Source organism: Kineothrix sp. IPX-CK, from assembly GCF_039134705.1.
Taxonomy (GTDB): Bacteria; Bacillota; Clostridia; order Lachnospirales; family Lachnospiraceae; genus Kineothrix; species Kineothrix sedimenti.
This window is the reverse complement of record NZ_CP146256.1, coordinates 2,617,502-2,636,364: the sequence shown is the minus strand read 5'-3', so window position 1 is coordinate 2,636,364 and position 18,863 is coordinate 2,617,502. Positions and strand designations below refer to the sequence as shown.

At 44.9% G+C, this 18,863-nt stretch carries 18 protein-coding genes and 1 pseudogene; all 19 read left to right on the top strand.

What is annotated here, in order from left to right; genetic code table 11:
• Positions 1-3: 3 nt before the first annotated feature.
• Positions 4-234, top strand: a complete 231-nt coding sequence (gene acpP, locus V6984_RS12785) for an acyl carrier protein (protein WP_342756016.1) — start codon at positions 4-6, stop codon at positions 232-234.
• Positions 235-297: 63 nt separating this feature from the next.
• Complete coding sequence (rnc, locus tag V6984_RS12780; RefSeq protein WP_342756015.1) at positions 298-987, top strand: ribonuclease III; 690 nt, start codon at positions 298-300, stop codon at positions 985-987.
• A gap of 21 nt (positions 988-1,008) precedes the next feature.
• On the top strand, positions 1,009-4,569 hold the full coding sequence (gene smc, locus V6984_RS12775; protein ID WP_342756014.1) for a chromosome segregation protein SMC: 3,561 nt from the start codon (positions 1,009-1,011) through the stop codon (positions 4,567-4,569).
• Positions 4,570-4,595: 26 nt separating this feature from the next.
• On the top strand, positions 4,596-5,522 hold the full coding sequence (ftsY, locus tag V6984_RS12770) for a signal recognition particle-docking protein FtsY (RefSeq protein ID WP_342756013.1): 927 nt from the start codon (positions 4,596-4,598) through the stop codon (positions 5,520-5,522).
• A gap of 70 nt (positions 5,523-5,592) precedes the next feature.
• Positions 5,593-6,804 carry a threonine ammonia-lyase gene (gene ilvA, locus V6984_RS12765; protein ID WP_342760003.1) on the top strand — a complete coding sequence of 404 codons (1,212 nt, stop codon included), beginning with the start codon at positions 5,593-5,595 and terminating at the stop codon, positions 6,802-6,804.
• A 617-nt stretch (positions 6,805-7,421) separates the two neighbouring features.
• Positions 7,422-8,441, top strand: coding sequence for a YitT family protein (locus tag V6984_RS12760; RefSeq protein ID WP_342756012.1), 1,020 nt, complete (start codon positions 7,422-7,424; stop codon positions 8,439-8,441).
• A gap of 148 nt (positions 8,442-8,589) precedes the next feature.
• Positions 8,590-9,675, top strand: a complete 1,086-nt coding sequence (locus V6984_RS12755; RefSeq protein ID WP_342756011.1) for a glycoside hydrolase family 25 protein — start codon at positions 8,590-8,592, stop codon at positions 9,673-9,675.
• Positions 9,668-10,516: an AraC family transcriptional regulator gene (locus V6984_RS12750; RefSeq protein ID WP_342756010.1), complete on the top strand. Its 849-nt coding sequence runs from the start codon at positions 9,668-9,670 to the stop codon at positions 10,514-10,516. The genes V6984_RS12755 and V6984_RS12750 overlap by 8 nt, the downstream gene beginning before the upstream one ends.
• Positions 10,517-10,614: 98 nt before the next feature.
• Positions 10,615-10,956, top strand: a complete 342-nt coding sequence (gene ylxM, locus V6984_RS12745) for a YlxM family DNA-binding protein (protein ID WP_342756009.1) — start codon at positions 10,615-10,617, stop codon at positions 10,954-10,956.
• Positions 10,957-10,966: 10 nt separating this feature from the next.
• Positions 10,967-12,325 carry a signal recognition particle protein gene (gene ffh, locus V6984_RS12740; protein ID WP_342756008.1) on the top strand — a complete coding sequence of 453 codons (1,359 nt, stop codon included), beginning with the start codon at positions 10,967-10,969 and terminating at the stop codon, positions 12,323-12,325.
• A 33-nt stretch (positions 12,326-12,358) separates the two neighbouring features.
• Positions 12,359-12,604, top strand: coding sequence for a 30S ribosomal protein S16 (rpsP, locus tag V6984_RS12735; protein ID WP_342756007.1), 246 nt, complete (start codon positions 12,359-12,361; stop codon positions 12,602-12,604).
• Positions 12,605-12,629: 25 nt separating this feature from the next.
• Positions 12,630-12,857, top strand: a complete 228-nt coding sequence (locus tag V6984_RS12730) for a KH domain-containing protein (RefSeq protein ID WP_342756006.1) — start codon at positions 12,630-12,632, stop codon at positions 12,855-12,857.
• A 292-nt stretch (positions 12,858-13,149) separates the two neighbouring features.
• On the top strand, positions 13,150-13,662 hold the full coding sequence (rimM, locus tag V6984_RS12725; protein ID WP_342756005.1) for a ribosome maturation factor RimM: 513 nt from the start codon (positions 13,150-13,152) through the stop codon (positions 13,660-13,662).
• 59 nt (positions 13,663-13,721) lie between these two features.
• Positions 13,722-14,447 (top strand): annotated as a pseudogene (gene trmD, locus V6984_RS22345) (tRNA (guanosine(37)-N1)-methyltransferase TrmD); the annotation flags it as partial.
• A 12-nt stretch (positions 14,448-14,459) separates the two neighbouring features.
• Positions 14,460-15,143 (top strand): GNAT family N-acetyltransferase, encoded by a 684-nt coding sequence (locus V6984_RS22340; RefSeq protein WP_425324258.1) that lies wholly within the window; start codon positions 14,460-14,462, stop codon positions 15,141-15,143.
• A 194-nt stretch (positions 15,144-15,337) separates the two neighbouring features.
• Entirely contained in the window at positions 15,338-15,820 is a 483-nt protein-coding gene (locus V6984_RS12715; protein WP_342756003.1) for an RNA polymerase sigma factor, read from the top strand.
• A 23-nt stretch (positions 15,821-15,843) separates the two neighbouring features.
• Positions 15,844-16,356, top strand: a complete 513-nt coding sequence (locus V6984_RS12710; protein WP_342756002.1) for a zf-HC2 domain-containing protein — start codon at positions 15,844-15,846, stop codon at positions 16,354-16,356.
• A 164-nt stretch (positions 16,357-16,520) separates the two neighbouring features.
• Positions 16,521-18,260 (top strand): indolepyruvate ferredoxin oxidoreductase subunit alpha, encoded by a 1,740-nt coding sequence (iorA, locus tag V6984_RS12705; RefSeq protein ID WP_342760002.1) that lies wholly within the window; start codon positions 16,521-16,523, stop codon positions 18,258-18,260.
• Positions 18,261-18,276: 16 nt separating this feature from the next.
• Positions 18,277-18,846, top strand: a complete 570-nt coding sequence (locus tag V6984_RS12700) for an indolepyruvate oxidoreductase subunit beta (protein WP_342756001.1) — start codon at positions 18,277-18,279, stop codon at positions 18,844-18,846.
• The last annotated feature ends 17 nt before the right edge of the window (positions 18,847-18,863 follow it).

Genomic DNA, 18,863 nt, shown 5'->3' with positions numbered 1-18,863 from the left:
ATCATGGAATTTGAAAAGTTAAAAAAAGTCATTGCCGAGGTGCTCAACGTGGACCCGGAGGAAATTACGCTGGAAACTACTTTTGCGGATGATTTAGGAGCCGATTCCTTGGATGTATTCCAGATTATTATGGGAATTGAAGAAGAATTTGACATTGAGATTCCTGCGGAAGAGGCTGAAAAGATTAGTACGGTTGAAGAGGCGGTTGAGTTAATCAAGAACGCTATGAATTAGTAACTATGTAGAGTATCGAAAGCCCTATCTCAAGGGCTTTTTCGATGTTTATGGGGGAATGTGATGTTAACGGAAAATGATATAAATGAGTTGGAAGGAAAAATAGGATATTGCTTCACGGATAAGGAACTGCTAAAGCAGGCGCTTACCCATAGCTCCTTTGCCAACGAACAAAAAATCAAGAGGGCGAAGGACTATGAGCGTCTGGAGTTTTTGGGAGATGCGGTATTGGAGTTGGTAACCAGTGACTTTTTGTACCAAAGGCATCCTAAAATGCCGGAAGGGCAGCTTACGAAGAAACGTTCTGCGCTTGTATGTGGTCCGGCGCTGGCTTTTTGTGCGGCCGATGTTGAAATCGGCGGCTATATACAGCTTGGCAGAGGAGAAGAATCTACGGGCGGAAGAGGACGCGATTCCATTACCGCGGATGTTATGGAAGCCATTATCGGTGCCATATATTTGGATGGAGGGTATGAGGCGTCGAGTGTTTTCATTCATCGCTTCATATTATCTGATTTGGAAAATAAGGAATTGTTTTATGACAGTAAGACTTTGCTTCAGGAAGAAGTGCAGAAGGACAGCAAGGGAACGCTGCGATATGAGCTCGTCAGCGAGACGGGACCCGATCACAACAAGAGGTTCGTTATTGAAGCGAGGGTGAACGGGAAGATTCTGGGAAGAGGTGTCGGAAAAACGAAAAAGGCGGCGGAGCAGCAGGCGGCATATGAGGCGCTTCTGGCATGCAAAGTTTAAAAAGGGGTAATGGGAGTAACTATGTATTTAAAAAGTATTGAGATACAAGGGTTTAAATCATTTGCGAATAAAATTAATTTTAAGTTTCACAATGGAATAACCGGAATCGTAGGGCCAAACGGAAGCGGAAAGAGTAACGTAGCCGATGCGGTGCGCTGGGTATTGGGAGAACAGCGCATTAAGCAGCTTCGCGGTGCGTCCATGCAAGATGTCATTTTTTCGGGGACGGAGCTTAGAAAACCGTTAGGATATGCTTATGTGGCCATTACGCTGGACAACTCGGATCATCAGCTCACAGTCGACTATGACGAGGTAACGGTGGCCAGAAGAATATACCGCTCGGGAGAGAGCGAATACATGTTAAACGGCACACCCTGCCGTTTAAAAGACGTGAATGAATTGTTTTACGACACTGGTATAGGAAAAGAGGGCTATTCCATCATCGGGCAGGGCCAGATTGATAAGATTCTGAGCGGAAAGCCGGAAGATCGAAGAGAGCTTTTCGATGAAGCGGCGGGCATTGTAAAATTTAAACGCCGTAAATTTGCGGCACAGAAGAAACTCGAGGATGAAAAGCAGAATCTGCTGCGCGTGAAAGACATTCTGTCGGAGCTTGAAAAGCAGACAGGGCCGCTTGAAAAACAGTCCGAAATCGCTAAAATTTATTTAAAGAAAAAAGAAGAATTGAAGACGTTGGATGTGAATGTGTTCCTTTTGGAAAACAACCGCATCAAAGAACAGCTTTTGGCTGTAGAGCAAAAATATGACATTGCAGGCGGAGATTTGCAGGAGACCACGGAGAGATACGAAGGCATCAAGGGGGAATATGAGCAGATTCAGGGCCAGATAGAGATGCTTGACGAGGCTATTGAGTCGGCACGTACGCAGCTTACGGACACCGGACTTCTGCGCGGCAAGCTGGAGGGCGAAATCAATGTCTTAAAGGAACAGATCAATTCTGCCAAAGGAAACGAGGGGCATCTTCGTTCCCGACTGGAAACCGTGCAGAAAGAAATCGATGCTAAAAACATAGACAAAGAAGCTATCTTAAAAAATAAAAGTGAAATCGACGGGAAGCTTGCCGAAATTGAAAAAATAAGAGATGACGCGAGATTTCTGCTGAATGAAGTACAGAGCCAGATCGAGGAGCTGAATAACCATATAGAGGCCGGCAAGAATACGATTATCGATGCTCTGAACGGCCGGGCTACCATCAAGTCCAAAATCGGTCGCTACGATACGATGCTGGAGCAGGCCAATATACGCAAGGCCGAATTGAATTCCAGATTGCTGCGGGCAAAATCGGACGAGGAGAAGCAGGAAGAGACCATTAAGCTGCTTCAGGAGGAGTTTGAGAACATCAACGAAGAAATCCGTCGGTTGAATGATTCCCAGACGGTCATCGAGGAGCGTCTTAGCGGCATGCATGACGAGCTTTCCGCCAAGGATCAAAGACTTCGGGATACACAGGTAGTCTATCACCAAGAGAAATCCAAGATGGAAGCGTTAGTCAATCTGACGGAGAGATATGAAGGCTACGGCGGCAGCGTAAAGCGCGTTATGGAATGCAAAGACGAAGAAAAAGGCATTATCGGTGTGGTAGCCGATATAATTAAAGTGGATAAGAAGTATGAAACCGCGATAGAGACCGCTTTGGGCGGCAATATTCAGAATATTGTCACAGAAGATGAAGAGACGGCAAAACGGATGATTGGCATGCTAAAGACGCATAAGGCCGGGCGTGCGACCTTCTTACCTCTTACCAGCATTAAGGACCCGCAGGAATTTAAGAACCCGGAGGCACTGAAGGAAAAGGGCGTTATCGGCATGGCGGACGAACTTGTGCAGACGGATAAGAAGTATAAAGATGTGGCGAAGTCCATGCTTGGACGTATCGTAGTAGTAGATCACGTGGATAACGCTGTTAAAATAGCGAAAAAGTATAGTTACGGCATTCGAATGGTTACGATTGAGGGCGAGCTTCTTGTGCCGGGCGGTGCTATCAGCGGCGGTGCATTTAAAAACAACAGCAATCTTCTCGGGCGCAGACGGGAGATGGAGGAACTGAACGCCAGGATCAAAAAGCATCTGGAAGAAATCGATCTGCTGCTGGAGGATATCGAGAAAACAAAAGAGCTTAGAAATAAGCTGCGCATGGAATTGGAGGATACCAAATCCAGATTGCAGGAGGAATTCATCAAGCAGAATACGGCGCGAATGAATGTTATAAAGGCACAGGAGAGGAAGAGCGAGGCGGAGGAAGGCTTTGGAGAGCTGAAAACCGAGGAGAAGGAGATCGAGAACCAGATTTTGGAGATCAAATCCAGCAAAGAGGGCATTTTGAAGGAACTGGAGGAATCGGAAAATCTGGAAAAACAGGTGGAACTCCAGATCAACGAATTCCAGAAGGAATTGGAGGAGCAAAGGCTGAAGGAATCCGAGCAGTCGAAAGTAGTGGCGGAGCACGATGTGGGAGTGGAAAAGCTGCTGCAGCAGCAAGGCTTTCACAAGCAAAACGTGGACCGTATCGATAGCGAAATCGCTCGTTTTATGTCCGAGCTTATGGAAATCAAGGATGGTCTTGAAAGAAATGAGAAGGACATAGAGAGAAAAGCGCAGAGCATCGTCGAAATCGAAAAAACGATTGTGGCTTCCAATACCTCAAGAAGCGATGCGGAAGTGAAACTTAAAGATGATATCACGAAGAAAGAGGAGCTATCTGCGAAGCAGAAAAACTTTTTTGCTGCAAGAGAAGAGCTTTCTGAGAGGATGTCGGCTCTGGATAAAGAGGTATACCGTTTAAGTGCTCAGAAGGAGAAATTGGAGGAATCCATCGAAAGTCAGATCAACTATATGTGGGATGAATATGAAATCACTCTTTCGGACGCAGCTTCCCTTAGAGATGAGGAAATGACGGACCTTTCAGCGATGAAAAAGGAAATTACATCGTTAAAGGACGGAATCCGCAAGTTGGGCGACGTTAACGTCAATGCCATCGAAGATTATAAGAATTTGATGGAGCGATATTTGTTCTTAAAGACTCAGCATGATGATTTGGTAGAGGCGGAGAAAACCTTAGTAGATATTATCGAAGAGCTGGACACTGCCATGCGAGGGCAGTTCAATGAGAAATTTGCCGAAATCGCCAAGGAATTCGACAAAGTATTCAAGGAGCTTTTCGGAGGCGGAAAAGGAACTCTGGAGCTGATGGAGGACGAAGATATTCTTGAGGCAGGAATACGCATTATCGCCCAGCCCCCTGGAAAGAAGCTGCAGAATATGATGCAGCTTTCAGGAGGGGAAAAGGCACTGACAGCGATTGCATTGCTTTTTGCTATTCAGAATCTTAAGCCGTCCCCGTTTTGTCTGTTGGATGAAATTGAAGCGGCTCTGGATGAAAATAATGTGGCCAGATTTGCCAAATATTTACATAAATTAACAAAATACACGCAATTTATTGTAATTACCCATAGGCGTGGTACAATGGAAAAGGCGGATCGTCTGTACGGCATTACGATGCAGGAAAAAGGCGTGTCAACACTGGTAAGCGTTAACTTGATCGATAAGGATCTTGACGATTAACATTCAACATTCATAGAGGAGGACGCATGAGCGAGGAAAAGAAAGGCTTTTTTGGAAGGCTTAAGGATGGACTTACCAAGACCAGAGACAATATTGTGAATGGGATTGACTCCGTTTTTAATGGATTTTCCGCTATTGATGAGGATTTTTACGAGGAATTGGAAGAAATTCTGATTATGGGAGATATCGGTGTCAACGCTACGAATGCCATTATAGAAAAGCTTCGCGAGCAGGTAAAAGAAAATCATATCAAGCAACCGTCGGAGTGTAAGGAATTCCTGATACAAAGCATCAAAGAGCAGATGAAGGTAGGAGAGACAGCGTACGATTTCGAGCAAAAGCAGTCGGTCATTCTTGTAATTGGTGTGAACGGTGTCGGAAAGACCACCTCTGTGGGAAAGCTGGCAGGCATATTGAAGGACCAGGGAAGAAAGGTTCTTCTTGCAGCGGCGGATACCTTTCGTGCGGCGGCGGGGGAACAGCTTACGGAATGGGCGAACCGCGCCGGAGTGGATATTATCGGAGGCTCAGAGGGCTCGGATCCTGCCAGCGTTATTTTCGACGCGGTGAATGCGGCGAAGGCGAGACATGTAGATGTGCTTTTATGTGATACGGCAGGACGTCTTCACAATAAGAAGAATTTGATGGAAGAGTTAAAAAAAATGAACCGGATTATCGATAAGGAATTTCCCGGAGTTCATAGGGAGAATCTGGTCGTGCTCGACGGAACCACCGGACAGAACGCGCTTGCGCAGGCGCGCGATTTCGGTGAGGTCGCCGATCTGACAGGTATTATTCTCACCAAAATGGATGGGACGGCAAAGGGCGGAATCGCGGTAGCCATTCAGTCGGAGTTGAATATCCCTGTGAAATATATCGGAGTGGGCGAGACCATAGAAGATTTGCAGAAGTTTGATTCCGACCAGTTCGTAAACGCACTCTTCGATATATAAAACGCACTCGAAACGGATAATATGATGAAATAGTAAGACGGATGGAGGATGAGGTAAGTTGGACGAGAAAATGCTGACACTTGATAAGTTTGAAGAAGCTTCCGAGGTAGTAAAAAGGGTGACGCAGGAAACGAAGCTGGTTTACAGCGATTACCTGAGCACTCAGACAGAAAACAAAGTGTACTTAAAGCCGGAAAACATGCAGTTTACCGGAGCATATAAGGTGAGAGGCGCCTATTACAAAATAAGCACCTTATCCGAAGAAGAACGGAGCAGGGGGCTGATCACCGCTTCCGCAGGCAACCACGCGCAGGGAGTTGCCTATGCGGCAAAATGCAACGATGTGAGAGCGGTTATCGTCATGCCGACTACCACACCTCTTATCAAGGTAAACAGAACGAAGAGTTATGGTGCGGAAGTAGTTCTTTTTGGAGATGTTTACGATGAAGCTTGTGCCCGTGCTTATGAACTGGCGGAGGAGAAGGGATATACCTTTATCCATCCCTTCGATGATTTGGCGATAGCGACAGGGCAGGGAACCGTGGCGATGGAAATCTTCAAGGAACTTCCGCTGGTAGATTACATATTAGTTCCTATAGGCGGCGGAGGACTGGCCACCGGCGTATCCACTCTCGCCAAGCTTCTCAATCCGAAGATCAAGGTAATCGGGGTAGAACCGGCCGGAGCAAATTGCATGCAGGCTTCCTTGAAGGAAGGTAAGGTTGTCACCCTAGACCACGTGAACACGATTGCGGACGGAACGGCGGTGAAGACGCCGGGAAGCAAGATTTTCCCTTATCTGTCTGAAAATCTGGATGATGTTATTGCAGTGGAGGATGAGGAGCTGGTAGTCGCTTTTCTCGATATGGTGGAAAACCATAAGATGATAGTGGAGAACTCGGGACTTCTTACCGTAGCAGCTTTGAAGCATCTGCCGGTAAAAAATATGAGAATCGTCTCCATCTTAAGCGGCGGCAATATGGATGTGATTACGATGTCTTCGGTAGTGCAGCAGGGCTTGATACTCCGGGACAGAATCTTTACCGTATCGGTATTGCTTCCGGATAAGCCGGGAGAGCTTAGCCGTGTATCGGATGTAATCGCGAAGCAAAACGGTAATGTTATCAAGCTGGAGCACAACCAGTTCGTTTCCATTAACAGAAATGCAGCAGTGGAGCTTAGGATTACACTTGAGGCGTTTGGTCCTGAGCATAAAAAACAGATTATAGTGGCGCTTCATCAAAATGGATATAAACCCAAGGCAGTCCGTACGATTATGTAAATATGAATAAAATGGTGAGAACGCATCATCGGATACTCGATGCGTTCTTTTTTTGCCAAATGAAGAATCCTCAAACTGAAGAACAAAAGTGTGCTCCGCACACTCTAGCGGCCCAATACTCCAACTGCACAGCTTTTGTTCCCGCGCGTAGCTGCGCATCGTACCCGAAGGGCTTTTTATGTAATAGGAGCATTTTCCTATTACGATTAGGGTGTCAAAAGGTCCTTTTGCGAACGTCTCTAGGCAATATGCTCAAAACAAAAAGACTCCTGCGCCGAATTCCAATATATAAGAAGTTCTAATTCTCAGCCTATTCGCGCCAAACATACCAGAAAACAAAAAACTCGCTGCGCTCAAACAGATTTGTTTTCTGTTATGGCTCAAATATCCAGAGAAAGAACTTCTAAATATTTACATAGGCGCAGTCATTCTTTTTGTATTGGTCATATTGACCAGAATGTATTTATAAAGGACCTTTTGACACCCTAATCCTATTACATGAATAAGTAAGACTCGTAAGAAGAGGTCCGGTATGGTAGAATAGAAATTGGAGTAATGGAAATATTTATCAAAGAGAATTGCTATGATGATTGGTGTGGAGAGGCAGGAAGAAGATCATGGATAAAAAAAAGGGGATTCCGCTTGAGAAGATAGAAAAGGAAGCGATAAGGAAGGATATGGATAGAGAGAAAGAGGAAAAAAGAGAGAAGGAAAGGGAAGAGGAAGATAAGTATATTCTGGAGATAGAGCAGGAATATGAGAAGCGGCGGGAAGAAGAGAAGACAGTAAAACAACGCATTCTGGATTATATTGTCATCACGTTGGCTTCTGTGGTGTATGCGGTGGGAGTCAGCCAGTTTATCGACCCAAACAATCTTGCTCCCGGAGGAGTGACGGGCATCGCCATTATTTTGAATCGCATCGTACCGATGGAAACCGGTACCCTTATTTTGATTATTAATATACCGATTATCCTATTGGGGATGTGGAAATTCGGAATAAGGTTCATTATTTCAACCTTTTATGCGATTGCAGCCACATCACTTTTTACGAATCTTCTGGCACCTTTTGGAGCGGCGACGGATGACCTGCTGTTAGCTGCACTTGCCGGAAGTGTGCTGATCGCTGTTTCTATGGGTATTATTTTTAAGAGGGGAGCGACTACCGGAGGGACGGATATCATTATAAAATGTTTAAGACTAAGGTATCCGCATTTGAAGATGGGGATGTTGTTTTTCTTAACGGATGTGGGTGTAGTAGTGGCTTCCGCCTTCGTATTTCAGGATATCGATTCCGCACTTTATGCCGGAATCGCCGTGGTCGTTACGTCCATGATGCTGGATGTAGTTCTTTATGGCAGAGATGAGGCGAAATTGATTTATGTCATCAGCGATTCCTCCGCCAAGATTACGGACAGGCTTTTGGAAGATCTCGGTATCGGCGTTACACATTTGAACGGGCAGGGGGCATACAGCGGGAAGGATAAGCAGGTCATCATGTGTGTATCAAAAAAAACGCTGGCACCGAGAATCGAGGAAATCGTAAGGGAAGAAGATCCGGATGCATTTATGATAGTGACCAGTGCGACGGAAATATTTGGAGAAGGATATAAAAGTTATTTCAGCGAAAAGATTTGAACAGTATTTATCATGTATGATAGAATATAGAAATAAGATACTAATGAAATCTGTCATTGACAGTCAATAATCTGACCAGCATGGGGCTGCAATTTGAGTCCGGGGAATCAGATGGGAGAAGCGGGGAACAGATAATTTGGATACGGGAATGGGAAACAGAAGGAGACGAAGGAAAAAAACGAGAAAAAACGGAGGCATGTTGCTGTCCATAATTTTATGTATCATTGCTTTGGGAGGCTTGACTGGCTGCCTTTACCTTTCGGTAAAAAACCATGGTCTCGAGGGAGAGGTCAGCGAGGCATTAGCTTATATCGACGAGGTCAATTCCATTACCACCTATACGGAGGAGGAATTGAAAACGAAGATGGAGGAAGCGGCTTCACAGGCATCGTCGGAAAAGGAAGAGGAAATTCTGAATGAAATGAAAGGCAGGATGGAAAGCGGAGACGGAACCACCGCTATGCTTAAGTATTTTTATCCGGAAGAAATTGTAGTGGCATCGGATGGGAGATATTACTTTTTCGATATTTTAGATACGATAAAGCATCACTCTTACAATGAAGAGCAGTTCATTATGGATGAGGATGAGACGCTTCAATATATTGAAAATGACGAAGTGGTTTCGCGAAAGGGAATCGATGTTTCCAAATACCAGACCTCTATTGATTGGGAAAAGGTGGCACAGGATGATGTGGAATATGCTTTTATCCGTCTCGGGATAAGAGGCTCCACGGAAGGAAAGCTGGCTCTGGATGATACCTTCGAAGACAATGTGGAGGCGGCATTGGAAAATAAAATCGACGTAGGCGTATACTTCTTTACACAGGCGCTGAACGAAGCGGAAGCGGTGGAGGAAGCTGAATTTGTCTTGGAGAATATCGCAGATTATGATATTTCATATCCTATCGTGCTGGATGTGGAGGATATCGAGGTGAAGAATCCAAGAACGAAGGATATGACAATGCAGGATTGGACGAATGTGTGCATCGCCTTTTGCGAAAGGATTAAAGAGGCCGGATATACGCCGATGATATATGGTAACTTGAAAACGTTTATGCTCATGTTGGATTTGACGCAGCTGGAGGAATACGATAAGTGGTTCGCATATTACAGCACTCCGCTGTATTTTCCTTATGAATTTTCCATGTGGCAGTATACCTCGACGGGCAGTGTAGACGGAATCAAGGGCGACGTTGACCTGAATATAAGTATGAAGGATTGGAAGCATGAATGATGTAACAAGAGCATATGAAAAAACGGGCTATCTGAACAAGCGTTATAAATTCTTTCACTTGAAAGATTTAGACAGCAGGAAATTCGATTACCATTACCATGATTTCGATAAGATAATATACTTTTTAGGCGGTAAGGCAGATTATATGATAGAGGGCAAGAAATACCTGTTAGAGCCTCACGATTTCATCTTTGTCAATCGAAATGAAATACATAAGCCTATAGTAGATTTTTCTGTACCCTATGAGCGCATGATATTGTATATCGACCATGGCTTTATCGAAGGATATGCAAAAGAAGATTATGATCTGAGCGAATGCTTCGAGCGGACCTTTAAGGAGAAGACCAATGTGGTCCGTTTCCCGGCGGTGGCTACCAGAGCGCTATATGAGACGCTCTGTCGGATGGAGGAAAACGATAAGGCTTCCAGCTATGCGGGAGAACTGTATGGAGAGCTTCTTTTCCTTGAGTTCATGGTTCAGATGAACAGGGCATGCCTGGAAAACGAATTCGCCTATCATCATACGGCGAAATATAATAAAAAAATAATAGATATCATTCAGTATATTAATAAGAATTTATCGGAGGAGCTGTCTATTGATGACTTATCCGAAAGGTTTTATATGAGCAAATATCATATGATGCGCCAGTTCAAAGAGGAAACGGGATATTCCATTCATCAATACACCTTGGAGAAGCGGATCGTGGCGGCTCGGTCCATGCTTTTGAATGGAGTTTCAGCAACGGTTGCCGCTATGGAATGCGGATTCAAGGATTACTCGACCTTTGCCCGGGCTTTCAAGAAAAAGCTGGGCAGTATACCGTCGAAAATAAAGGAGTAAAGGTGTCAAGAAAAAACACTTGACACCTTTGTTCCTTTATAGTATGATAAGCAATGTGTTCGAGGAAGGCATTTCTTCGGGCGCATGGGAGAACCGTTATGGAAAAAATTGTAGCACAAGGTTTGTTATATGATTTTTATGGAGAATTATTGACGGAGCACCAGCGTAAGATTTACGAGGCTGCCGTGTATAATGATTTGTCTCTCAGCGAAATCGCGCAGGAGCAGGGAATCAGCAGACAGGGAGTGCACGATTTGATAAAAAGATGCGATAATACTTTGGAGGGATACGAAAGGAAGCTGCATCTTGTGGAACGTTTTAACCGGATCAAATCTAAAGTGAAGTGTATCGATGAGCTCACGGAGAATGAAAAAGTGAGCCACGAGCAGCTCAGAAGAGAAATCAAGAAATTATCGGACGAGATACTGGAAGCTTTATAGGAGGTAGTCTATGGCATTTGAAAGTTTAACGGACAAATTGCAAAACGTATTCAAAAATTTAAGAAGCAAAGGCCGTTTGACTGAGGAGGATGTGAAGGCCGCCTTAAAAGAAGTAAAGATGGCATTACTGGAAGCGGATGTTAACTTCAAGGTAGTGAAGCAGTTTGTAAAAGCCGTTGAAGAACGCGCGGTCGGCGTTGACGTAATGAATGGTCTCAATCCCGGCCAAATGGTTATAAAGATAGTAAACGAAGAAATGGTAGCATTGATGGGCTCCGAAACGACGGAGATCCAGATGCAGCCCGGCAAATCGATAACCGTTATTATGATGTGCGGCCTTCAGGGCGCTGGTAAGACCACCACAACAGCCAAGATTGCCGGCAAATTGAAGTTGAAGGGTAAGAAGCCCCTGCTGGTAGCCTGCGACATTTACCGTCCTGCGGCAATTAAGCAGTTACAGATAAACGGAGAAAAACAGGAAGTGGATGTCTTTTCCATGGGTGAGCACCATGATCCTGTGGATATCGCCAAGGCTTCTATGGAGCATGCAGGTAAAAACGGACATAATGTAGTAATTCTCGATACGGCAGGACGCCTTCATATCGATGAGGATATGATGACGGAGCTTCAGAATATAAAGGCTAACGTAGAAGTGCATCAGACGCTTCTCGTAGTGGATGCCATGACCGGACAGGATGCCGTGAATGTGGCGAAGGAGTTCGATGAAAAAATCAGCATCGACGGTGTTGTTTTATCGAAGATGGACGGCGATACGCGAGGTGGTGCCGCACTTTCTGTAAAAGCGGTGACGGGCAAGCCTATTCTCTATGTAGGTATGGGAGAAAAACTTTCCGATTTGGAGCAGTTTTATCCAGACCGAATGGCAAGCCGTATTTTGGGAATGGGAGATGTGCTTACTCTCATCGACAAGGTTCAGTCCAATCTCGATATCGATGAAGACAAAGAAAAAGAAATGGCTGCCCGGATGAAAAAGGGTAAGTTCGATTTCAACGATTATCTGGAAAGCATGAAGCAGATGAAGAAGATGGGCGGTCTTTCCAGCATTCTCGGAATGATGCCGGGTATGGGAAAGCAGCTTGGCGATGTGGAGTCTATGGTGGATGAAAAGCAGCTTTCGAGAATGGAAGCGATTGTGCTCAGCATGACACCTACGGAGAGGGAGAACCCCAAGCTTTTGAACCTGAGCAGAAAGAGCCGTATTGCAAGAGGTGCAGGCGTAGATATCGCGGTAGTAAACCGTTTTGTAAAGCAGTTTGAGCAGTCACAGAAAATGATGAAGCAGCTGCCCGGCATGATGGGTGGCAAAAAAGGACGAGGTATGTTCGGCGGTATGAAATTTCCGTTTTAACATATAAAAATTAATTTTGCGGAGGTGAAAAACATGGCAGTTAAAATCAGATTAAGAAGAATGGGTCAGAAGAAAGCTCCTTTCTATAGAATCATCGTAGCAGATTCCAGATCCCCCAGAGATGGAAAATTCATCGAGGAAATCGGAACGTATGATCCTAGCACAGATCCGAGCACATTCAAAGTAAACGAGGAGCTGGCTAAGAAATGGCTGGCAAATGGAGCTCAACCCACAGAAGTTGTTAACAAGATTTTCAAATTGGCAGGTATTGCGAAATAGGACCGGTCGCTTTTGGAGGTGGACTATGAAGGAATTAGTTGAAGTAATTGCAAAAGCACTTGTTGACAGTCCGGATGAGGTTGTTGTAACGGAGAAGACGGAAGGCAAGAATGTAGTTGTCGAACTTCACGTTGCCCAGTCCGATATGGGAAAAATAATCGGCAAACAAGGAAGGATTGCGAAAGCGATTCGTTCTGTTGTGAAGGCAGCGTCATCCAAAGACAATAAGAGAGTGGATGTAGAAATCGTTTAAACCGATTGGGAGAATGAGGATGGAGAAGTATGGGCCATCCTCATTTTGGCATGTGTTGTAGTGTGGATTTTGTTAGGTTGCGAGAGCCTTTCTTTGGCAGCTTTGTTTTCTTTTCCGACGCGCGGGGTCCTTGTTTTTTGTGGTTTCATTAAGAAAACCTGAGCTTTGTGCTGACGGAAACGAACCCAAACTGCCGAAGTAAGGCTCCCGCTACGTAACGAAGCGGAGATATGTGAAGGATATTGACTGCGGCCCAAAGTTTGCAGGCTTTGAGAAAGGCATGGTGATTAGTATGGAAGAGAAGTTGAGAGTTGGGGTTATTGCTTCGACGCATGGGATCAGGGGAGAGGTTAAGATTTTTCCCACGACGGATGATTTGGAGAGGTTTAAGTCGTTGAAGCAAGTTGTTTTAGATACGGGTAAGGAAGAAGTGGAACTGGAGATTGAAGGAGTTAAGTTTTTTAAGAAATTTGCGATCGTGAAATTCAAGGGGATTGATAATATTAATGATATTGAGAAGTATAAGGGGAAGGAGCTGTATGTGACCAGGGAGAATGCCCAGAGGCTTCGCAGGAATGAGTATTATATTGCGGATTTGATTGGGATGAAGGTGGTAGAGGATAGTGAGAGGTTTTTGGGAGAGCTTTCGGATGTGATTAAGACGGGGGCGAATGATGTTTATGTGGTGAAGATGGAGAATGGAAAAGAGCTTTTGATTCCGGCAATTAAGCAATGCGTATTGGATGTGGATATGGAGAAGGGTGAGATGAAGGTGCATTTGCTGGAGGGGCTTTTAGAAGAATAGAGGCAGCCCCTTAACCGAAGGCTGCACAGTAACGAATAGAGGAAGGGATGGAGGATGTCATGAATTTTCATGTCTTGACACTGTTTCCGGAGATGATTTCGCAGGGAGGGCAGACCAGTATTCTGGGGCGTGCCATAAAAAACGGGTGTATTTCCATTCAGCCGGTAGATATTAGAGATTATACGGAAAACAAGCATAAGAAGGTGGATGATTATCCATATGGAGGCGGAGCCGGTATGCTTATGCAGGCGCAGCCTGTTTATGATGCATATTTGTCGGTGAAGGAAGGGATAGAAGCGGAGAAGGTCAGGGTGATTTATTTGACTCCACAGGGGAAGCGATTTGATCAGAAGATGGCTAAGGAGCTTTCAAAGGAACAGGATCTGATCTTCCTTTGCGGGCATTATGAGGGAATCGATGAGCGGGTTTTGGAGGAGATCGTTACTGATTATGTGTCTGTGGGCGATTATGTGCTGACAGGAGGAGAGCTTCCGGCGATGGTGATGATCGATGCGGTATCCAGGCTTGTTCCCGGAGTACTGAATAATGAGACTTCAGCGGATTTCGAGACCTTTCATAATGATTTGCTGGAATATCCTCAATATTCCAGACCGGAGGAATGGAAGGAAAAACGCGTGCCTCCTGTTCTCTTGTCCGGGGATCATATGAAAATTGCGGCTTGGAGAAAGGAACAGTCTATACTTAGAACGGTGCAGAGACGGCCGGATCTGTATGAAAAATATGAGTTGAAACAGCGTGTTATCGAAAGGCTGTTAAAGAAGAATAAGTTTCTATATATGGATATGATAGAAAGCCTTCGGCGGGGCAGAGGAGAGTTTATATATAATGAAGAGGGCGGCGTCACGGTATGGGATGCAGATGCCGATGTCTATATGCTGGCGGCATTTGAAGAAGCTCCCGCGAAAGAAATGGTAAAGGAACTGCCTTATGAAAAGGGAATGAGGCAAATCATCGTTCATCAGGAATTCTTGCTTAGGAAGATTAAAGAACGATTCCGGATAGAAGAAATAATGCCTGTCAAACATGCCGTCTATACGCAGAAGGTTCCTCTTTTCATTCCAAAAGACATAGAAATCAGGCCGCTTGGAATAGAATATTTGGAAGAGGTCACCGGGCACTATCATATGGTTTCCGAAGATTATATAAGCGAGCAGCTTCTTGGAGGGAAACTGGCAGGGGCTTTTGTGGAAGGAAGACTGGCAGGATTTGCAGGGGAGCATAAGGAAGGAAGTTTAGGAATACTGGAGGTTTACGAAAAATACAGACGAAGGGGCCTGGCTGCTTCGTTGGAAGCATATATGATAAACCGCCATCTGGCAAATGGATTTACTCCTTATGGAGATGTGCTGACGGATAATGAGGCATCGCTGCGTCTTCAGGAGAAATTAGGGCTTTGCATATCTAAGGATGAGCTTTACTGGGTAATCGCCGAGGAACGGTGTAACGAAAGCCATGTTTGAACTGTCTAATTATGTAAGAACATATAAACAGTGATTCCGTACCGGGATAAATGTGAAAAGAAATTCTAAGCTGATAAAATACATCATCTAAGAATTTCTAAAGCTTCACACAGAAGAAGCATCTTTAGGTCTTCTTCAGGGATGTTTGTGTCGTAGCGCGGAATGTCTATAAGGTTGCAACAGGATAGTATGAGATGGAAAACGATATAAGTGTTTTATACAAGGAATATCATAAAGATTTATACGGATATATCTATATGATAACTTTAAATTCCTTTGATACGGAAGACATTTTACATAATGTGTTTCTAAAGGCGATGAAAGGGTTGGAGACCTTTAGGGGGGACTGCTCGTTAAAGACATGGCTTTTTACTATTGCCCGAAATGAATGTCTGAACTACATGGAGAAGAATAAGAGAGAAGTGCAAATGGAGGATATCAATATTTCCATTGGAGTAGGCGATTTTGAGGATAAACTGGTCCAAAGGGAGTCTGTTCATCGTATCCTTCAGTATATCAGATCCAGAGAGGAGCCAGTCAGGAGCCTGTTAATTTTGCGTTTGATAGAGGAAAGATCATTTGTGGAAATCGGAAGAATTCTCGATAAAACGGATGTGTGGTGTCGTATAACTTTTTTTTCGGACAAAAAAGATACTTATAGAGTTACTGGAAAATAATGACGAAGCGGAGGGCGAGCGGGATGAAGGATGAAAAATGTGCAATTGTGGAAGATTTACTTCCGGCGTATACAGAAGCCTTGACTAGTGAGCAAGTCAACGATTTTGTAGAAGAACATTTAAAAACCTGTGAGGTGTGCAGTGAGGTTTACAGGAAGATGCAGGCGGATATCCGGATTGTTCCCGTTTCGCAGAAACCCGATAAAAAGACATTGTGGTATTTAAACGGTGCCAGAGTTTGGTATTTGCTCTGTCCGTTACTCGCGTTTATTTTTACTTTTTATGGATGGAAAACGGTTTTTCATATATATGAAGGACTGTTAGCGTTGCTTTGCGCCGTTTTTTTCGCTTCCGAGTTTTTCCATAGAGGTACGTGGTGGGATGAGGAGTGTGCGGATTTGCAGGAGGAAGCGAGAGAAGGTGCAAAGAAGAAATGGGGAGGTTTTTATGTAAGGCCGCTTTTTTGGGGGATTCCGGCGCTTTTGGTAATCATAGTGGTACAGTTGCCACGAATCGTTGAATATATTATGGGATAACGATATTTGCTCTTGTATATTTAAGTAGAAATAAAGGGATATATGTGTTAAAATAAAAACACTGTAGGATTTTAACGCTCTACAACAGTAAAAGAGAGTCGAATATGCAGACTATACAAATATGGGAAGAAAAGATTAGTGAAGCGAGGAAGGAAGAACAGCAAATGGCGGAAAAAAAGATCATGTTAGGAAATGAGGCGATTGCCAGAGGGGCTTACGAGGCAGGGGTGAAAGTGTCTGCGGCTTATCCGGGAACGCCGAGTACGGAAATCAGTGAGAACATCGTGAACTACGATGAAATATATGCCGAATGGTCTCCGAACGAGAAGGTTGCGATGGAAGTGGCGATAGGAGCTTCTATCAGCGGCGTGCGTGCGATGGCATCTATGAAGCATGTGGGTGTGAACGTGGCCAGCGACCCGCTGTATACCGCTGCTTACAGCGGAGTGAACGGAGGTCTTGTTCTCGTTGCTGCCGATGATCCGGGACTATACAGCTCACAGAACGAACAGGATACGAGATGTGTGGCGAGAGCTGCACAGGTGCCGGTGCTGGAGCCTTCCGACAGTCAGGAAGCGAAAGACTTCGTGAAGTTCGCATTCGAAATCAGTGAAGAATATGATACGCCGGTAATTGTAAGGACTACTACCAGATTGGCCCACTCCCAGGGAATGGTTACTTTGTTGGAGAGAAACGATGTGCCGGATAAAGAATATGAAAGAAATATAAGCAAATTCGTCATGATGCCAGGGATGGCAAAGGCGAGACATATCATCGTGGAACAGCGGATGGACGCTATTGCGGAGGATGGATGTACTTTTCCGGTAAACCGTATGGAGATGGGAGACACCTCCGTAGGATTTATTACCAGTGGTATTCCTTATCAATATGTTAAGGAAGTGTGTCCGGAAGCCTCCGTATTGAAGTTGGGACTAGTGCATCCGCTCCCTCGGAAATTAATCGAAGAGTTCGCCTCTAAGGTTGATAAATTATACATATTTGAAGAACTGGAGCCGGTCATCGAGGAGCAGGTGAAGTCGTGGGGCATCGAGGTCATAGGCAAGGAAGTCTTCACAAAGCAGGGCGAATATAGTTCAAATATGCTGCGCCGTATCATTCTTGCGAATAAAGTCGAAGAAAGGAAGCCGGAACAGGTTCCGGCACGTCCTCCCATTCTCTGTCCGGGATGTCCGCATAGAAGCGTATTTTCCGTTATGAAGAAATTAAAGCTTCACGGAGCGGGAGACATTGGATGCTATACCCTCGGAGCGGTGGCTCCTCTTGGTGTTATCGATACGACGATTTGCATGGGTGCGAGTATTTCCTCCCTTCATGGAATGGAAAAGGCAAAAGGCAAAGACTATGTGAAGAACTGGGTGGCTGTTATCGGAGATTCTACCTTTATGCACACCGGCGTCAATTCCCTGATGAACATGGTTTATAATCAAGGGACAGGAACGGTTTTGATCTTGGATAATTCCACTACAGGAATGACAGGACATCAGGATCATGCGGCTACCGGTAAGACCTTGAAGGGCGCGAAGGTTCCTTCTATCAATATTTATCACTTGTGCAAGGCTATCGGTATCGAGCATGTGAGAGAAATCAATGCTTTCGATCTGCCTTCTCTGGAAAATGCTTTCAAGGAAGAGACTGCAAGGGATGAAATATCGGTGATTATAACAAAGTCCCCCTGCGTGCTGTTGAAGGGCAACGTATTTCCCGACAAATGTGTACCGTTGCCGGCGAAATGTAAAAAATGCGGCGCATGCCTGAAGCCGGGCTGCCCGGCTCTTACGAAAAATGAAAACGGCACCATTTCCATCGACGAAACGATGTGCAACGGTTGTGGCTTATGTATGCAGCTTTGCCCCTTCGGAGCAATTGAGAAGCAGGCGAAATAGAGAGGAGAGGACTGAAATGATGACAAAAAGTATTATGATAGTGGGTGTAGGCGGACAAGGGACTCTTCTGACCAGCCGTATTCTGGGAGGAATTATTCAGGAAGCGGGATATGATGTAAAATTATCGGAGGTACACGGAATGGCACAGAGAGGCGGCAGCGTTGTAACCTTTGTAAGATATGGGGAAAAGGTGTGGGAGCCTATCGTTGAGGAAGGTCAAGCGGATGTATTGATCGCGTTTGAGCGCCTGGAAGCTCTTCGATATGCACATTTTTTAAAGAAGGACGGAGTGCTGGTTATCAACGACTGGAGAATCGATCCGATTACTGTCGTTACAGGAGCGGCGCAGTATCCGGAGGATATTATTGAGAATTTGAGCAAGGACTACAAGGTATATACGGTAAACGCGATGGAGGAGGCGATAAAACTCGGCAATTCCAAAGCATTTAATGTAATCGTACTGGGACTTTCGGCAAAGCATATGGAATTCGCGAAGGAAGACTGGCTTAAGGTAATTGAAAGAACGGTGCCGCCTAAGACAGTTGATATTAACGAAAAGGCGTTTTTGATCGGATACGAAGGGTAGCATAATAAATATACGAT

Coding starts and splice junctions, on each gene's coding strand:
- iorA (WP_342760002.1), top strand. CDS start 16,521: ATGGCGGAAAAAAAGATCATGTTAGGAAATGAGGCGATTGCCAGAGGG.
- V6984_RS12700 (WP_342756001.1), top strand. CDS start 18,277: ATGATGACAAAAAGTATTATGATAGTGGGTGTAGGCGGACAAGGGACT.
- V6984_RS12755 (WP_342756011.1), top strand. CDS start 8,590: ATGGGAAACAGAAGGAGACGAAGGAAAAAAACGAGAAAAAACGGAGGC.
- V6984_RS12730 (WP_342756006.1), top strand. CDS start 12,630: ATGAAGGAATTAGTTGAAGTAATTGCAAAAGCACTTGTTGACAGTCCG.
- V6984_RS12750 (WP_342756010.1), top strand. CDS start 9,668: ATGAATGATGTAACAAGAGCATATGAAAAAACGGGCTATCTGAACAAG.
- ylxM (WP_342756009.1), top strand. CDS start 10,615: ATGGAAAAAATTGTAGCACAAGGTTTGTTATATGATTTTTATGGAGAA.
- V6984_RS22340 (WP_425324258.1), top strand. CDS start 14,460: ATGGATATGATAGAAAGCCTTCGGCGGGGCAGAGGAGAGTTTATATAT.
- rimM (WP_342756005.1), top strand. CDS start 13,150: ATGGAAGAGAAGTTGAGAGTTGGGGTTATTGCTTCGACGCATGGGATC.
- rnc (WP_342756015.1), top strand. CDS start 298: ATGTTAACGGAAAATGATATAAATGAGTTGGAAGGAAAAATAGGATAT.
- rpsP (WP_342756007.1), top strand. CDS start 12,359: ATGGCAGTTAAAATCAGATTAAGAAGAATGGGTCAGAAGAAAGCTCCT.
- ilvA (WP_342760003.1), top strand. CDS start 5,593: ATGCTGACACTTGATAAGTTTGAAGAAGCTTCCGAGGTAGTAAAAAGG.
- acpP (WP_342756016.1), top strand. CDS start 4: ATGGAATTTGAAAAGTTAAAAAAAGTCATTGCCGAGGTGCTCAACGTG.
- V6984_RS12710 (WP_342756002.1), top strand. CDS start 15,844: ATGAAGGATGAAAAATGTGCAATTGTGGAAGATTTACTTCCGGCGTAT.
- smc (WP_342756014.1), top strand. CDS start 1,009: ATGTATTTAAAAAGTATTGAGATACAAGGGTTTAAATCATTTGCGAAT.
- ffh (WP_342756008.1), top strand. CDS start 10,967: ATGGCATTTGAAAGTTTAACGGACAAATTGCAAAACGTATTCAAAAAT.
- V6984_RS12715 (WP_342756003.1), top strand. CDS start 15,338: ATGGAAAACGATATAAGTGTTTTATACAAGGAATATCATAAAGATTTA.
- ftsY (WP_342756013.1), top strand. CDS start 4,596: ATGAGCGAGGAAAAGAAAGGCTTTTTTGGAAGGCTTAAGGATGGACTT.
- V6984_RS12760 (WP_342756012.1), top strand. CDS start 7,422: ATGGATAAAAAAAAGGGGATTCCGCTTGAGAAGATAGAAAAGGAAGCG.